Annotated in this window: 14 protein-coding genes; 9 read left to right on the plus strand and 5 right to left on the minus strand. The window is 44.1% G+C overall.

Going from position 1 to position 16,329, the window contains the following annotated elements; all coding sequences use genetic code 11:
* Window positions 1-83 precede the first annotated feature (83 nt).
* Together CXF60_RS03550 and CXF60_RS03555 are read left to right on the plus strand one after the other, a co-directional pair.
* Window positions 84-905, plus strand: a complete 822-nt coding sequence (locus tag CXF60_RS03550; protein ID WP_101205496.1) for a thiazole synthase — start codon at window positions 84-86, stop codon at window positions 903-905.
* 174 nt (window positions 906-1,079) lie between these two features.
* The gene (locus CXF60_RS03555) at window positions 1,080-2,519 is read left to right on the plus strand and encodes a WS/DGAT/MGAT family O-acyltransferase (protein ID WP_102090816.1); all 1,440 of its coding nucleotides are present in this window, start codon (window positions 1,080-1,082) and stop codon (window positions 2,517-2,519) included.
* Between the two features lie 83 nt (window positions 2,520-2,602).
* On the opposite strand, the gene CXF60_RS03560 is transcribed toward CXF60_RS03555, so the two are convergent.
* Together CXF60_RS03560 and dxs are read right to left on the minus strand one after the other, a co-directional pair.
* The gene (locus tag CXF60_RS03560; RefSeq protein WP_057758174.1) at window positions 2,603-3,430 is read right to left on the minus strand and encodes an inositol monophosphatase family protein; all 828 of its coding nucleotides are present in this window, start codon (window positions 3,428-3,430) and stop codon (window positions 2,603-2,605) included.
* A gap of 343 nt (window positions 3,431-3,773) precedes the next feature.
* A complete protein-coding gene (dxs, locus tag CXF60_RS03565) occupies window positions 3,774-5,846 on the minus strand; it encodes a 1-deoxy-D-xylulose-5-phosphate synthase (protein WP_102090817.1) in 2,073 nt (690 codons plus the stop codon).
* Window positions 5,847-6,478: 632 nt separating this feature from the next.
* Here dxs and ribA point away from each other — a divergent pair.
* The 3 genes from ribA to CXF60_RS03580 all read left to right on the plus strand — a co-directional run bounded on the left by ribA (window position 6,479) and on the right by CXF60_RS03580 (window position 9,078).
* Window positions 6,479-7,207, plus strand: a complete 729-nt coding sequence (gene ribA / locus CXF60_RS03570; RefSeq protein WP_102090818.1) for a GTP cyclohydrolase II — start codon at window positions 6,479-6,481, stop codon at window positions 7,205-7,207.
* A gap of 7 nt (window positions 7,208-7,214) precedes the next feature.
* Window positions 7,215-8,225, plus strand: coding sequence for an oxygen-dependent coproporphyrinogen oxidase (hemF, locus tag CXF60_RS03575; RefSeq protein WP_102090819.1), 1,011 nt, complete (start codon window positions 7,215-7,217; stop codon window positions 8,223-8,225).
* A 376-nt stretch (window positions 8,226-8,601) separates the two neighbouring features.
* Window positions 8,602-9,078 carry a c-type cytochrome gene (locus CXF60_RS03580; RefSeq protein WP_102078050.1) on the plus strand — a complete coding sequence of 159 codons (477 nt, stop codon included), beginning with the start codon at window positions 8,602-8,604 and terminating at the stop codon, window positions 9,076-9,078.
* 128 nt (window positions 9,079-9,206) lie between these two features.
* On the opposite strand, the gene CXF60_RS03585 is transcribed toward CXF60_RS03580, so the two are convergent.
* From CXF60_RS03585 to CXF60_RS03595, 3 genes are all read right to left on the minus strand, one after another.
* On the minus strand, window positions 9,207-10,184 hold the full coding sequence (locus CXF60_RS03585; RefSeq protein ID WP_102090820.1) for a mechanosensitive ion channel family protein: 978 nt from the start codon (window positions 10,182-10,184) through the stop codon (window positions 9,207-9,209).
* A 72-nt stretch (window positions 10,185-10,256) separates the two neighbouring features.
* Entirely contained in the window at window positions 10,257-10,820 is a 564-nt protein-coding gene (gloA, locus tag CXF60_RS03590) for a lactoylglutathione lyase (protein WP_102078048.1), read from the minus strand.
* Window positions 10,821-11,031: 211 nt separating this feature from the next.
* Window positions 11,032-11,670, minus strand: coding sequence for a carbonic anhydrase (locus CXF60_RS03595; protein ID WP_057758161.1), 639 nt, complete (start codon window positions 11,668-11,670; stop codon window positions 11,032-11,034).
* Window positions 11,671-12,081: 411 nt separating this feature from the next.
* Here CXF60_RS03595 and potA point away from each other — a divergent pair, with 411 nt between their 5' ends.
* The 4 genes from potA to CXF60_RS03615 all read left to right on the plus strand — a co-directional run bounded on the left by potA (window position 12,082) and on the right by CXF60_RS03615 (window position 16,013).
* Window positions 12,082-13,323: a spermidine/putrescine ABC transporter ATP-binding protein PotA gene (potA, locus tag CXF60_RS03600; protein WP_102090821.1), complete on the plus strand. Its 1,242-nt coding sequence runs from the start codon at window positions 12,082-12,084 to the stop codon at window positions 13,321-13,323.
* Window positions 13,323-14,201, plus strand: coding sequence for a spermidine/putrescine ABC transporter permease PotB (gene potB, locus CXF60_RS03605; protein WP_102090822.1), 879 nt, complete (start codon window positions 13,323-13,325; stop codon window positions 14,199-14,201). Before potA ends, potB begins: the two co-directional genes overlap by 1 nt.
* The gene (gene potC, locus CXF60_RS03610; protein WP_102090823.1) at window positions 14,201-15,007 is read left to right on the plus strand and encodes a spermidine/putrescine ABC transporter permease PotC; all 807 of its coding nucleotides are present in this window, start codon (window positions 14,201-14,203) and stop codon (window positions 15,005-15,007) included. Before potB ends, potC begins: the two co-directional genes overlap by 1 nt.
* A gap of 115 nt (window positions 15,008-15,122) precedes the next feature.
* Window positions 15,123-16,013, plus strand: a complete 891-nt coding sequence (locus CXF60_RS03615) for a LysR family transcriptional regulator (protein WP_102090824.1) — start codon at window positions 15,123-15,125, stop codon at window positions 16,011-16,013.
* Window positions 16,014-16,329 lie beyond the last annotated feature (316 nt).

The following is a 16,329-nucleotide window of genomic DNA, read 5'->3' on the forward strand; positions in this document are numbered from 1 at the left end:
GTCTATTACACCTTTTAGATTACTTAGATTGCCCATCATATTTTGTCTATCCCTTCTCCCGCTCGATATTAGGATTTTCCGTTATGTCAGAGAACGTTAGCACTACTCATCCAACACCACTTTTACAAGATACCTTTACTGTCGGTAGCCGTACCTTTTCTTCGCGTCTGTTAGTCGGTACCGGTAAATATAAAGACATGACAGAGACTGGAGAAGCCATTGCCGCTTCAGCAGCCGAAATCGTGACCGTTGCTATTCGCCGTGTCAATATTGGACAAAACAGTGATGAGCCTAACTTATTAGATGTGATTTCACCTGATAAATATACGATATTACCGAATACTGCTGGCTGCTTTGACGCCGAAACAGCCATTCGCACTTGTAAGCTTGCTCGCGAGTTATTGGGTGGGCATAATTTGGTTAAGCTTGAGGTATTGGGGGACGAAAAAACCTTATATCCAAATGTTATGGAAACTTTAAAAGCCGCCAAAGTATTGATCGATGATGGCTTTGAAGTGATGGTTTATACGTCAGACGACCCTATCGTCGCACAAGAATTAGAAAGCATGGGCTGTGTCGCCATTATGCCGCTTGGCAGCTTGATTGGGTCTGGGCTTGGTCTACTCAATCGTCATACGCTTAGCTTGATAATCGAAAACGCTAAAGTACCCGTATTGGTTGACGCTGGTGTCGGTACTGCGTCTGATGCTGCACTTGCGATGGAGCTTGGCTGTGATGGTGTACTGATGAACTCAGCCATTGCCAATGCACAAAACCCGGTAATGATGGCACACGCAATGAAACATGCTATGTGGGCAGGTCGCGCTGCGTTTTTGGCAGGTCGTATGCCAATGCGTAAAATGGCTACTGCCAGCTCACCACAGACTGGGTATTTCTTTCAATAAATTGAAGTATAAATGACATATCATAATAGAGCATGTTGAGTATTTACGTATAGTGCTGTCAGTGCTATGGTTGATTGCTTAACACGCTCTATAAAATAATAAAAAATGTTATTTGATTGAATATCTACTCATTATAATTTTCACATAACACTTATCGTCATAAAAGGATTTATTATGCGACTTCTCACAGCAGTCGACCAGTTGTTTCTACTTCTTGAGTCGCGTAAACAGCCCATGCACGTTGGTGGCTTATTCTTGTTTGAATTGCCAGATGATGCAGGGAGCGATTTTGTCTATCAACTGGTCAAGCAGATGCAAGACTCTGATGTGCCGCCAAGCTTTCCATTTAACCAAGTGCTTGAACATTTGATGTTTTGGAAAAAAGACAAAAACTTCGATGTCGAACATCATTTCCATCATGTCGCATTGCCAAAACCTGCGCGTGCTCGTGAGCTATTGATGTACGTTTCACGAGAGCATGGACGTCTGTTGGACCGTGCCATGCCGCTGTGGGAGTGTCATGTGGTTGAGGGTATTGAACCCGAAACCGAGGGCAGCCCTGAGCGTTTTGCGTTGTACTTTAAGATTCACCATTCATTGGTAGATGGCATCGCTGCGATGCGTTTGGTACAAAAGTCGCTATCGCAATCAGCGACAGAACCCGTAACCTTGCCAGTGTGGTCGTTGATGGCGCGCCATCGCAACCATGTCAACGCTATCTTGCCAGCTGAAAGATCGGTCAAACGCATCATTAAAGAGCAAATCTCTACCATCAAACCTGTATTCACAGAGCTGCTAGACAACCTTAAAAACTATAGCGATGAAGGCTATGTCGGCACTTTTGATGCACCTATGAGCATTTTGAACAAGCGCATTTCAGCCTCTCGTCGTATAGCAGCACAGTCTTATGACATCAAACGCTTTAATGATATCGCAGAGAGATTGAATATCAGCAAAAATGATGTGGTACTCGCCGTCTGTTCTGGTGCCCTTCGTCGCTATTTAATCTCGATGGACGCCCTGCCGAGCAAACCATTGATTGCTTTTGTACCGATGTCATTGCGTACGGATAACAGTATCTCGGGCAATCAGCTGTCATTTGTATTGGCAAATTTGGGTACCCACTTAGACAATCCTTTACGCAGAATAGAATTGATTCATCGCAGTATGAATAACGGCAAACGTCGCTTTCGCCGCATGAATCAAGCGCAGGTTATCAACTATAGTGTGATTGCCTATGCGTGGGAGGGTATCAATCTAGCGACAGGGTTATTCCCCAAAAAGCAGGCCTTTAACTTAATTATCTCCAACGTTCCTGGCTCTGAAAAGCCACTGTACTGGAACGGCGCGCGCTTGCAATCGCTATACCCTGCTTCTATCGTGTTCAATGGTCAAGCCATGAACATCACCCTAGCCAGTTATTTGGATAAGATTGAGTTTGGTATTACCGCTTGTAGCAAGGCGTTACCTCGCGTACAAGACATGCTGATGCTGATAGAAGAAGAATTGCAGCTGCTAGAAACTACCAGTAAAGAGCTAGCATTCAAAGGCATCACTGTTGAAGATAAAGCTGGCAATCAGGGTAATGATAAAACAAAAAAGCTGGCTCCATAACGGAACCAGCTTTTTTCATTCATACTCAATCTAGATATTAACTATATCTAGGCGCTAAACATTAATACCATTAAGGTTAACGTTTAGATTGCATCACCCCAGATTGGAACAACTGTTTGCATCAATGGCTTAAGCAATTTCACATTACAAGCGAAGATAGAGCCTGATGTCATAGAGTTGTGCGCGCCAGTATGATCAACCACCACACCGCGTGCTTCAGTTACGATAAGCTCGCCCGCTGCGATGTCCCAAGGCTTGATAGACATCTCAAAATAACCGTCAAAACGACCAGCAGCAACATAGCACAAATCAAGCGCAGCTGAACCCATACGACGTACCTGACCACCTGCCTCAGATATCTTCTGTAAGCTCTCAAAGTGCTGTTTAGCATAAGAGATAACTTCGCCATTGCGCTTACGCTCAAGCGGATGACCGGTCGTAAAGAAACCGCCATCAATGGTTTTGCGCTCGCTCACTTGCATACGGCGATTGTTCAAGCGCGCGCCTTTACCGCGGCTCGCTGAGAACATCTCATCACGAACAGGATCATAGACCACACCGTGCTGAGTAACACCTTTATGCTGGACTGCGATAGATACGCAGAACTGCGGTACACCGTGGACAAAGTTCTTAGTACCGTCTAGTGGATCGATAATCCAGCACCAGTCAGCATCTTCGCCGCGACCTTCTTGCATACCGAACTCTTCACCCAAAAATGAATGATTAGGATAGCTGGCTTTTAGCGTCTCAATAGTGAGCTCTTCGCTAAAGCGATCAATACGGGTAACCAAACCATCAAGTCCTTTAGACTCGATATCTAACTCGATTTTGTGGCGGTTTTGATGCGCATATAAAATCTCTTTACCAACTTTTTCAGCAGTACGCGCTGCGATGACGACCATGGGTTCCATAAATAACCTATTTGCTTGATGAATGAATATAAAAAATAAGACTAACTTTGTGCCCACAACATGCCAAACAGCCGCCGCATCACACCACATCTATGCGATTAAAAACGTGTCTTTTATAAACGAAAACTTATAAAAGACACCCGCATTATACTAAAATTGTTCGATAAAAACGAAAAAACCGTCACGCTGACCAAGCCAGTACTTTGGCGATCATCTAAACTGCGCAAGTTGTAAAAAAGTTAGCACCTACGGCTAGCAGGCGTTTGCTCTGTTTAAGGAGCTTATATCAACTTTAATTAACACATTTTTAGTGCATTAATTTTTTAAAATAATATTGTAACGCTTACGATAAAAGCATTTTAAGCTGTTTAATTACGCCTTCGACATCTAAACCACAGTCAGCCAATTGTTCTGCTTGGGAGCCATGAGCGATAAAACGATCAGGAATACCGATATTAGCAATAGCTGGACGACTTTGCTTAAAGGCAGCCGATTCATTGAGTAAATACTCATTCACTGCACTACCCGCGCCGCCCATAATCATATGCTCTTCTAGGGTGGCTATATGAGTGACCTCTTGTGCTAATAGCGTCTCAAGCATTACCGTATCGAGCGGTTTTACCCAGCGCATATTAACCACCTGTATCTGGCAATCTAACGCTGCATCGTTATTTATTAGGGTTTCTGCTGCTTGCTGAGCAGTTGCTACCATCGTGCCAAAGGCCAATAATGCCAATTTGTAAGGTGCGTCAGCTTTACCTAATACTGACTCGACAACTGCTTCGCCAACTTTATAAGTTTGGGCGGGCTGTTCAATATCAGCACCTGTGCCTGTACCACGCGGGTAACGTACTGCCGTGCAGCCTGGATACTCATAGCAAGTATTGAGCAAATGGTAGCATTCGTTCTCATCTTTTGGCGCTGCAATCACCATATTAGGTACACAACGTAAAAATCCAAAATCAAACACGCCAGCATGCGTGGCACCGTCTTCACCGACTAGGCCCGCTCGATCAATGGCAAACATAACATCGAGATTCTGTAAGGCCACGTCATGAATCAGCTGATCATATCCACGCTGCAAGAACGTTGAATAAATCGCGACAATAGGTTTGACGCCTTGAGTTGCCATCCCAGCCGCTAGCGTGACCGCGTGTTGCTCAGCAATGGCCACATCAAAGAAACGCTCTGGAAACTGACAAGCAAAGTCAGTCATCCCTGAGCCTTCTTCCATGGCAGGGGTGACAGCTAGTAGCTTATCGTCTTCGGCCGCTTTATCACACAAAAACTGGCCAAACACTTGCGAATATTTTAACGCTGGCTTTGTACTTGGTTGTTTTTTTAGCTGCTCTATAGAGTTAGCTTTAGACGCTTCATGCTCTTTATGATTTTTGACTGGCAATTTACTGATTGCATGATAGCCCACTGGATCTAATTCTGCTGGTGCAAAGCCTTTACCCTTAGTGGTATAAATATGCACCAATACGGGACCCGATACTTGCTTTGCCAATGACAATACACGCAATAGCTCAGGAATATTATGCCCATCAAATGGACCAAAATAGGTAAAACCAATCGCTTTGAATAAGTTATCTTCTAGCTGCGGAACATCACGCATCTCTTTATGACGCTTGCGGCGATCGAACGCCTGCATATCAGGACGGTGGCAGAGTATTGGCTCACCTGACTCAGAGATATCAACTTGATAACCTGACTCCCAAAGCATCGCTAAATGTCGTGAAAACCCGCCAATAGAGCAAGATATCGACATATCATTATCGTTTAGGATGACCAGCAAATCAGCATCTTGCTGTACTGCGTCATTCATCGCTTCAAATGCCATACCACCTGTCATCGCACCATCACCAATGATGCAAGCAACCGTTTGCTCGCGGCCTTGATAACGCAGGGCGAGACTCATACCCAGACCAGCTGAAATAGAGGTCGATGAATGCCCAACGCCAAATGTATCGTAGACAGATTCTGCGCGCTCAGGAAATGCTGTCAGACCATCTTTAGACCTGATAGTACCTAGCTGCTCACGGCGACCTGTCAGTACTTTATGAGCATAAGCTTGATGACCCACGTCCCAGACGATTTGGTCTTGCGGCGTCTCTAACAAATAATGCAATACGATGGTCAGCTCAACCACGCCCAAATTGGCACCAAAATGCCCACCACTCTGACCAGCTGAATACAATAGAAAAAGGCGCAATTCATCAGCCAGCGTAATAAGCTTGGCAGCCGAAAGTGTGCTGAGGTCAGTGGGTGTATCAATTGCATCAAGCAATGGCGTATGAGGACGCACACGTGGTATCACAGTATAGGTCTGCTGTAAGCTCGATAACTGAGCAGCAGAATCCAGCACTGATGTAGATAGGGACTGAGACTTTGGAGAATGAGGTGACTGCTGCATAAACCGTACGATACCTACCAATCTGCTGACAAGACGTGTCTTTAAAATATAGCGGTGACTATAATCAAAAGACGTCAATAATACCTACATCATTATTGATGTAATCGACCATATAATTATTCATGCAACTTTCGTATTTGTATAGCTGCGCTACTTACGACAGTAGACACGCTAGCACAATAGGCTGCGCGTCAATACCAACGTTTTGATATCAAACTATTGATGCTTTTATACTATTGACAACTGAGGGGTGACATTATGCCCTATTATTTTGCATCAATAGCGGATGTTAGTGACGACATAGTAATGTAAGGGTAAAGACTTGTCACTGTATCCGTCAAAATAGTATGGCATAATAGCATTTTTTTTTAATTGTCGCTTTAATCATCGTGCGTCGTCTGTGAACTTTGTGTGTTTTTATAAAAAATACAATGAGCACACTGTCTTTATGAACAGGTTATACTGGTATTATCTTAATTTTAGCAGTAAAGTTTAGGTGACATGCTCATCTCAACTAACATTTATATCGGAAACAGTGGTTATCTCGAACAGTACCGTTTCAAACAGCGCTCGTTTCAAACAGCAATAACATACTTTTCACCGCCACAACTTTAGGCTTATGTAGGACAGCAATGTCATATCAATTTATCACTAGTGCCAAATTACCCACTCGTCACGGCGAGTTTGATATTTATATCTTTGAAAATAGCCAAGGTCAAGAGCATGTCATGCTGACCGTTGGTCTAACTGTGGTCGATCAACAGACAGATGTCATGGCTAGGCAACCCTCAGACGACACGGTATTGGACCAAAAAGATGAATCTATAGCGAAGCAAGTGCCGCTCATTCGCATTCATTCTGAATGTCTGACAGGCGACGCATTTAGCTCATTGAAATGTGACTGCGGTCCGCAGCTCAATACTGCCATGCAAGCCATCCAAGAATCAGGTTGCGGTGCGATTTTGTATTTGCGTCAAGAAGGCCGCGGTATTGGTTTGACCAATAAGATTCGTGCGTATGCCCTCCAAGATCAGGGCCATGATACATTGGATGCCAATCTCATGTTAGGCTTGCCTGCTGATGCGCGTATCTATGATATGTGTGGTCCGATGCTTGCCCATGTCGGGGTCGACGCTGTCAGGCTCATTACCAACAATCCAAACAAAGTCGCTTATCTGACTGAGCATGGTATTGATGTTGTCGAACGGGTGCCATTGTTGGTCGGTGTCAATGATATGAATGCGGAATACCTAGCAACCAAACGTGATCGCATGGGCCACTTGTTTGATAAAAATATCAATCTTGATATAGACGCTTCTCTCGATACAGACCTTAATACCGCCATACACCTGAATAAATAGATATCTTATGAGTATTACAAATACAAATAACGAAACAGACTTATCAACGGTAGTGTCCGTGACGACGCCAACCAATAACGACATCATGCGAGTACGTGAATTTTTGGTTGATTTACAGGCACGTATCTGTGAATCACTAGAAGCACAAGAGCGTGACGGCAGCACTAATGACAACGAGCATGCGACCTTTGTACCTGATGACTGGGAACGTCCTGAAGGCGGCGGCGGGCGGTCATGCGTATTGGCAGATGGTGAAGTCATAGAAAAAGCGGGCGTCATGTTTAGCCATATTCATGTACATAACCTACCTGCCTCTGCGACCGCGCGTCACCCTAATATCGCTGGACGTAAAGCTCAAGCAATGGGCGTATCACTGGTTGTCCATCCCAGAAATCCAAACGTACCTACGAGCCATGCCAATGTGCGTTTATTCGTAGCAGAAGCGGAAGGCGAAGCACCTATCTGGTGGTTTGGCGGTGGTTTTGACTTAACGCCATTCTATCCAGTACTCGCTGATTGTGTACACTGGCATCAAGTCTGTCATGACTTGTGTGCGCCTTTTGGGGACAATATCTACGCTGATTTTAAACAGTGGTGTGATGAGTATTTCCATCTACGCCATCGTGATGAACAGCGCGGTATTGGTGGTTTGTTTTATGATGACGTCAGTACCGAGAGTCGCGGCTGGGACTTTGAGACTTGCTTTAATTTTATGAAAGCCGTTGGCAACGGTTATCTTGACGGTATCATGCCGATTTTTGAACAACGTAAAAATACGCCTTATACTGAAGCGCAGCGCGAGTTTCAGCTCTATCGCCGTGGTCGCTACGTCGAGTACAATCTGGTCTACGATCGTGGAACGCTATTTGGACTACAGAGTAATGGACGTATCGAATCCATCCTAGTCAGTATGCCACCGCTTGCCAGCTGGCATTATCGTTTTGAGCCTGCTGAAGGAACGCCTGAGTTTGAGTTGACCGATTATTATTTAAAGCCGCGTGATTGGTTAGCACTGTAGTTTTCGTAAATATCACGGCATTCATATTTTTGGAAAATATTAAAAAGGTCAGCTACTATCGCTGGCCTTTTTTATTGTCAGTACTGTCCAAACGAGCCACTTTTACGTTGTTATCATACAGAAATATGTTGTTTAACTACCATGTAATCACTGCAACCAACCATAACCAAGTTAAGGTATGCTTATCTAAAATATTACGAGGATATAACAACTATATAATTCCCATCGCCCAGATAACCGTTACAATAGAAGACGTTCTTTATTAGCAACTGTGCTCAGAAGAATTTTAGGCAGTATTTTGTATAACTATATTTTAAGTCAAAGCGAGCGTTTTTAATCGCGCTTACTATTAGCCAAGTTTAAAGGAGTAAGTCATATGGCACAGGTTCATACCAACAAATCTTTCAAATCTCTGTTTAGCGTTACTTTGATGGCGGCTGCACTGGGTCTAACGGCCTGTAGCACTTCAACAGGATCTAACCCTGACGTGCAAGCGCGTCAAGACACCATGAAAAACTGGGGCGACGCAATGGGCGTCATGGGTGATATGGCAAAAGCACCTGATACATTTGATGCCGATGTATTTAAAGAGCAAGCGGCATTCCTAGCAGAAGATGCCGCCAAGCCTTGGGGTCATTTTGAAGACCCAGAAGCGGTAGGTAATGCTACTGAAGCGGTTTGGTCTAATGCTGATGGTTTCAGTGCTGAAGCTGAAAACTTTCAAAAAGTCACTGCTGAGCTAAACGCCGCCGCCCAAAACGCCACTAGCATGGACGATGTTAAACCTGCCTTTGGACAAGTTGGTGCAAGCTGTAAATCATGCCATACCGACTTTAGAGCAAAAGACGAATAAGCCTTTATATTTATAGCAAGTCGACACGTAAAAAAAACCGCCATATCAATTGATGTGGCGGTTTTTCGATTTTCTAAATATTGTGGAAATCAAAGTTTTAACACTAATTGAATATTTCATCGAGCGCGCTACTCTGCCACTGTTTTATTCACGTCCACAATGTCTTGGTGCTCGTTCATCTTATTAACGATTGCACTCACTGAAGGATCACTCAAGTCAATCGTACGTATTGGGAATGGAATATTTACGCCCGCTGCATCCAATGAGTTTTTGATACCTACAATTACTTGATGAATCGAGGCAACCTTATTGGCTTGCGTACCATCTTCGATAAACCAGCGTACCATTAGATCAATGGACGAACCACCAAAACCAGTAGCAATCACGCTTGGCGTTGCTTTCTTTGAGACGCTCTCTATCTTGTCTAACGCTTTTATAATCTCAGCTTTGGCCGCTTCAATATCATCTTCATAGCCGATACCAACTGCGACTTGCAGACGACGCTGCTTGTAAGCGGTATTGACGGTCAATGCTGAAGTATAGAGATCTGAATTTGGAATCACCACTTGACGACCATCATAAGTCCTGATAGTGGTTGCGCGGATTTTGATATCTTCAACTGTTCCTTCATAGTCGCCTGAGACAATCTGATCACCGATACGAAACGGCTCTGAAATTAGTAGCAAGATACCAGAGAGCAAATTTTGGAAGATATCCTTAAAAGCAAAACCGATAGCAACGGAACCAATACCGAGCGCGCCTATCAACTTAGCAGGAGTGAACCCTGGCACCGCAATAACCATCGCTATCATAAAACCAATAAAGAAAATAAGCGCCCCGCCTACCCGCTGAAACACTTTGACCAAGTTCTGATGCCGACTACGACTGCCTAATAATTTGTGAACGATTTTTTTGAAGACAATCGATAAAAACCAAAAAATTAGGATAACGATAATTGATGCGACAAAATATGGGATGCGTTCAACAAAGCCAACCCATATCTCATTTGCTGAACCAAGAATGCTTTGATAAGTCAATCCATCCGTTGTCGTAGACTGCGCAGCTGTCTCAGCACTCAGTGTCGTGTCTGCCTCAGAGGTAGGCATCTGGGTGATACTCCTTTATTCTATTTATTTTTATTAGCGCACTTATCTTAATAGGTGCTGTCATTCTGACAACTAGCCCATCAAATCGGCCTGTACGATTTCGATCCAGTAGCCGTCTACATCTTTGATAAAGGCAATGTTTTTCATACTGCCATCTTCTGGACGTTTTTTAAATTCGACGTCGTTTTTATCAAACCAAGCAACCGCTTCATCCAAGCTTGGAACGCTAAAACAAATATGACCAAAACCCTGTGGATCCTGATTGCCGTCATGATAGCTAAAGTCAGCTTTTGTCTCGGTGCCGTAGTTGTGCGTCAACTCTAAAATACCACGTTGACGGAAAGCAAAGATTTCTAAGTCATCGCCAGTTGGCAAGTTTTCGCGCTCGCTTTCGGTCAACTTAGCCAAGAAATATAAATCGAATCCCATGTCAGGGAACTTCTTAACGGCAAGCAAGGTCATACCCAAGACACCAGTGTAAAACTCTAGCGATTTAACAGGGTCTTTGACACGTAGCATGGTGTGGTTAAAAGTAAAACCGGTCGTCTGTGATGAGATTGGCTGAACACCATCAGTATTAACGCTGCTAGCAGGTTGGTCTAGTGCGTCGTTATTGTTGTTAGATGAAGTAGACATAATTATCCTAATATAATTCAAAAAATAAAGGCAAATCACGATTGTCGTAATTTGCGTCGTTCTCTTATCATAATAAAAATGGCAAGGTAATTGATAGGGTTTTGTAAGAAGCTGAATAGGAATTGTTAAACTATCGATATCTATGAAGCCTATCAATAATTTAACAAATGGCTCAAAGCTGCCTTAAATATAGCTTAATTGAGGACATATCCTAACTGTCTAAAAAACGCACTTTTCCTGTCTCAAGATCATACTCAGCACCGACTACCAGCAGTTGGCCACTATTGGTTAAGTCCTCTAATGCCCGTGAGCCATGCTTTAGCTGACTGACTGACATGCGCACGTTGGCACGGATAGAACGGTCAACCAATTCATCTGCATCGACGTCTTGACCATTGGCAGTTGCCAGTTCGTGCAAGTTATAAACGCTTGGACGAATACGATCTACGATGGACTGCAAGTTAGGTGAATAGTTTTGTTCAGGATTAATCAGTGTCTCAACGCAAGCCGTGACAGCACCGCATTTTGAATGTCCAAGCACCACTACCAATTGCGTACCGAAGGCTTCGGCTGCAAACTCGATTGAACCAATCTGTGATGGTGCAACCACGTTACCCGCGACTCGTATAACAAACAAATCTCCCAACCCTTGATCAAAAACAATCTCAACTGGTACTCGTGCATCTGAGCAACCCAAAATAATAGCCAATGGATTTTGATCCTTGACCAACTCTGGACGGCGCTGCATATATTCATCGGTACTGGTGAGGCTATCAACGTAGCGTGCATTACCTGCTTTTAAAAGCTCAAGCGCTTCTTGACCTGTGGTTGGACGTATATCGGTAGGCATGAGAGATCCTTTATCATCAATAATATGAGAGTTATGAATGGCATTACATTAGGTATGCAAACATAGATTGGCTAGTGGCTACCAACCTATCAGGCTCGTGATATTTGTCAGCCATATCGTGATTGTATAGGAATAAAGGCCAAAAATCGGTAAAAAAATTTGTCTAAATATCGCTAGGTGAATGTAGTCACATTTAAAAATATAGCTGTATATATCGCTGCTACGACAGTATTACTCGCGTAACTTATAATGAACTTGCACTGACTTATACCAAGGGTTTGTTATAATACGCAGCACTCAGGCAGCACTCAGGCAGCATTCAGGCAGCAATCCGAACATGCTTACGCTCATGCCAATCCCTATAATGACAGCCAGCTGCATATAGCTATTGGACGCTTAGGAATAGATATTATGACCGATTTATCTCAAAATACGCATAACACCTCTGCGTCACCTCATGATGATCAGGTGCTGCTGCAACTGACTGGTCTAAAAAAAACTTATGATCAAACCGAAGTCCTAAAAGACATCAACCTTGATATCAAACATGGTGAGTTTTTGACGCTGCTTGGCCCATCAGGCTGTGGTAAGACGACATTACTACGCTTGATTGCAGGCTTTGAACAGCCGAACGCTGGGGCAATATATTTGGATGGCGTACAGATGGCAGGCTTGTCCGCTGATAAACGTCCGGTCAATACCGTATTTCAGCAGTATGCGCTGTTCCCTCATATGAGCGTGGCCCAAAACGTGGCTTATGGCCTAAAGCTAAAGAAAGTCCCAAAAGATGAAATCCAAAGACGCGTCAGTGAGATGCTAGCGATGGTACAGCTAGAGCATTTAGCCAACCGCAAGCCGCAAGATTTATCTGGTGGTCAGCAGCAGCGAGTTGCGATTGCTCGTGCGGTGATTAACCGTCCTAAACTGCTATTGCTCGATGAGCCATTATCCGCGCTCGATCATAAACTGCGCCTGCAAATGCAATCTGAGCTAAAGCGTCTGCAACGTGAGCTGGGCATTACCTTTGTCTTCGTGACCCATGATCAAGAAGAAGCGCTGTCGATGTCAGACCGTATTGCCGTAATGAAAGACGGTACGTTCCAGCAAATCGGTACGCCTATCGAGATTTATGAAACCCCTGCCAATTTGTTTACTGCCAAATTCATCGGTGAGACGAATTTGTTCAGAGCTGAGGTCAAAGGTGTCCATCCAGACCAGCCAGATCGTGATGGCAAAGTGACTAACGGACGTATCGAGGTCGAAGTCTGTGAAGCGCAAGCACAAGAAGGGCCAACTACATTACGTAACTTACGTCGTCCCAATTTTGCCAATGATGTGCAAGTGGGCGATATCGTCAATTTACTACTTCGCCCCGAAGACTTACGAATATATGATCCAAAAGACAACGAACATAGCGGACTGTTAGGTCGTGTCATCGAAAGTAACTATAAAGGCAGCACCTTAGACTCGATTATCGAACTGGCCAATGGTCATATCATTAAGGCGTCTGAGTTTTTTGATGAAGATGATCCGAGCTTTGATTACAAACTAAACGAGGGCGTCAAAGTCTCATGGGTGGATGGCTGGGAATGGGTATTGCCAGAAGGCTCTGAAGCTATGCCAGACACGACTGCACAAAAGGATGGTAGCTGATGGCTCGCAACCACTTAGGCAGTAAAAGTCCATTTCGTACCGCCACGCTTTGGCTAATTTGGGGTTGGCTACTGATATTTGCACTATTACCAAATATCCTAGTCATCGCTGTCAGTTTTTTGACCCGTGATAGCAGTGCGTTTATTAGCTTACCTGTTAGCATCGACAGCTATGTGCGGATGATTGACCCGTTATATTTTGAGGTATTTGTCCACTCATTATGGATGGCAGGTATCACAACGGTAATCTGTCTGCTGCTTGGCTACCCTTTTGCATGGCTGGTTTCCAAAGCAAAAGTGCGTTGGCAGCCATTGCTGATGCTACTACTGATACTGCCATTTTGGACCAACTCTTTGGTACGGACTTATGCGCTCAAATTACTATTTGCCAATAACGGTTTGATTAACAAATTGCTATTAGCCATCGGTGTGATTGATACGCCTATCGATATTTTATATACCCAAGGCGCAGTGATCGCAGGACTAACTTACTTGTTATTCCCGTTTATGGTGCTACCGCTATATGCAGTATTTACCGACTTGCGTAATGACATGCTACTGGCTTCGCAGGATTTGGGTGCAACTAAAACACAGACCTTTTGGCATGTGGTACTGCCACTAACAACACCTGGTATTATCTCTGGTGTACTGCTCGTACTATTGCCTGCAATGGGCATGTTTTATGTGGCAGATATCTTGGGTGGTTCTCGTAACTTATTGGTCGGTAATGTTATTAAAAACCAATTTCTGGATGCGCGTGACTGGCCCTTTGGTGCTGCAGCCAGCGTTTTATTGACACTGGCAATGGCAGTATTATTACTAGCCTACCGTGCCAGTAGCCGCCGCATTGGCAAAACCGACTTTAACGAGGTGGCCTAATGTCTTACAGCTCACCGAACACAAAAGCTCGTACGCTTAAGATTGGCAGTATCGCTGCCAAAGGCTATCTCGGACTGATTTATGCCTTGTTGTACCTGCCCATCATTGTTTTGGTGGTGATGTCATTTAACAAGTCAAAAATCGGCTACAACTGGGGCGGCTTTAGCTTAAAGTGGTACGAGTCACTGTTTAATAACCAAGCGATGCTCGATGCGTTTTGGCACTCGATTGTATTAGGATTGGTGGCAGCCACCGTCTCAACTTTGATAGGCACGCTTACAGCGTTGGCATTACACCGTTATAACTTTCGCGGTAAAGGCTTACTAAACGGGCTGCTATTTGTCCTGATGATGTCGCCTGAGATTGTACTCGCTATTTCATTGCTAGCACTGTTTTTATTAATTGGCTTGCAATTGGGCTTTGTCTCACTGCTATTGGCGCATATTACTTTTTGCCTGCCGTTTGTGGTCATTACCGTCTTTGCACGATTGAGCAGTTTAGATGAGCGATTGATGGAAGCGGCACGCGACTTGGGTGCTAACGAATCAACCATGGTGCGCACAGTATTGATTCCCGTTATCTTGCCAGCAGTCATGGCGGGTTGGTTACTGGCCTTTACCTTGTCGCTAGATGATGTGGTGGTGTCTACCTTTGTCACGGGACCTAGCTATGAGATTTTACCGCTGCGCATTTATTCTATGGTGCGCGTAGGACTCAAGCCAGAAGTCAACGCCATTGGTACGTTATTGCTAGTTGCCTCGCTAGTATTAGTGGTTATCTCACAGTTATTATTACGCAAGCGCTAGATATTGATTGCTGACTAATTGCTTATGAACTGCTTATTAATAATGGACTATGAGTGAAAGTCAGCGCTATATTGACTATAATGAATTTTTCTCACCTTAGCGGTTAGGTTATATTATGCTTGAGCTACGTCATCTTAATACGTTAACCGCGCTACGAGCGCATGGTTCACTTGCAGCAGCGGCAGATGAGCTACACGTTACTGCCTCGGCCGTTTCGCATCAACTGAAAGAGCTTGAGAACTATTACGACATTAGCTTAGTCAATCGTCGGACGCGCCCGCTTAGTTTTACGCCAGCAGGTAAAGCAGTATTGGCATTGGCAGACAATATCCTACCACAAGTTACTCGCACAAAATCCAACCTTAAACGCTTAGCACATGGTCAAGCAGGCAGATTACGCCTAGCATCAGAGTGCCACAGCTGCTTTGATTGGCTCATGCCAATACTCAACCACTATCGCCGTGAATGGTCGGATGTTGAGCTAGACTTTGCCACAGGGTTTGAGCCTGAGCCGCATCATCTACTCATGGAAGGTGATATTGATCTGCTTATTACTACCAGTGATTTACCGCTCGACGGTATCAGCTATCAGCCATTATTTGAATATGAGAGTCGTTTGGTACTCTCTCCAACGCATGATTTAGCTGCTCAAAAACTTATTGAACCTGATGATTTGATTAATGAGACATTGATTGCCTATCCCGTAGAGGCCAAACGCCTCGACATCATTGCCAATTTTATGACGCCAGCACAAGTAAGCTTTGAGAGTGTTCGTACGACAGAGCTGACCGCGATGCTGATTCAGTTGGTTGCTAGTGAACGCGGCGTAGCAGCATTGCCTGATTGGGTGGTTGCTGAATACGAGAAAAAAGGCTGGGTCGTATCACGACCACTAGGAGAAGGGGTTCATTGTCAGCTGTACGCAGCGACGCGTACCTCAAGTCGAGATACGGCGTATATGCAGGGATTTGCGAGCTTATTGGAAGGGATAGTGAAGCCGTTATAGTTTCATTACTAATCACTTTTTTATAGTGATGAAATATTATTCACCTTTTCATATCGTAATGAATGTTATGGTAAATAATGGTTCCCTAGTGAGGACTTGAACCTTTGGCTGTGGGCTAATGGTATCGACGTTTTAACTCGCTGAAATAGTCACAGTGTACTTCATGGTGTACTTACCAGACATATTCTATTCGTGATCGGTGCGCTATACAGGCATCGGAATACTAACCTTAGGTATAAATTTATATACCATGAAATTGATAGTATGAGTCGTTACGAACGTTATGTTAAATGGTTTTGACTAAATTATTCTGAGA

The sequence above is a fragment of the Psychrobacter sp. 4Bb genome, from assembly GCF_002836735.1.
In the GTDB taxonomy this organism is placed as follows: Bacteria; Pseudomonadota; Gammaproteobacteria; order Pseudomonadales; family Moraxellaceae; genus Psychrobacter.

Coding starts and splice junctions, on each gene's coding strand:
- CXF60_RS03550 (WP_101205496.1), top strand. CDS start 84: ATGTCAGAGAACGTTAGCACTACTCATCCAACACCACTTTTACAAGAT.
- CXF60_RS03555 (WP_102090816.1), top strand. CDS start 1,080: ATGCGACTTCTCACAGCAGTCGACCAGTTGTTTCTACTTCTTGAGTCG.
- CXF60_RS03560 (WP_057758174.1), bottom strand. CDS start 3,430: ATGGAACCCATGGTCGTCATCGCAGCGCGTACTGCTGAAAAAGTTGGT.
- dxs (WP_102090817.1), bottom strand. CDS start 5,846: ATGCAGCAGTCACCTCATTCTCCAAAGTCTCAGTCCCTATCTACATCA.
- ribA (WP_102090818.1), top strand. CDS start 6,479: ATGTCATATCAATTTATCACTAGTGCCAAATTACCCACTCGTCACGGC.
- hemF (WP_102090819.1), top strand. CDS start 7,215: ATGAGTATTACAAATACAAATAACGAAACAGACTTATCAACGGTAGTG.
- CXF60_RS03580 (WP_102078050.1), top strand. CDS start 8,602: ATGGCACAGGTTCATACCAACAAATCTTTCAAATCTCTGTTTAGCGTT.
- CXF60_RS03585 (WP_102090820.1), bottom strand. CDS start 10,184: ATGCCTACCTCTGAGGCAGACACGACACTGAGTGCTGAGACAGCTGCG.
- gloA (WP_102078048.1), bottom strand. CDS start 10,820: ATGTCTACTTCATCTAACAACAATAACGACGCACTAGACCAACCTGCT.
- CXF60_RS03595 (WP_057758161.1), bottom strand. CDS start 11,670: ATGCCTACCGATATACGTCCAACCACAGGTCAAGAAGCGCTTGAGCTT.
- potA (WP_102090821.1), top strand. CDS start 12,082: ATGACCGATTTATCTCAAAATACGCATAACACCTCTGCGTCACCTCAT.
- potB (WP_102090822.1), top strand. CDS start 13,323: ATGGCTCGCAACCACTTAGGCAGTAAAAGTCCATTTCGTACCGCCACG.
- potC (WP_102090823.1), top strand. CDS start 14,201: ATGTCTTACAGCTCACCGAACACAAAAGCTCGTACGCTTAAGATTGGC.
- CXF60_RS03615 (WP_102090824.1), top strand. CDS start 15,123: ATGCTTGAGCTACGTCATCTTAATACGTTAACCGCGCTACGAGCGCAT.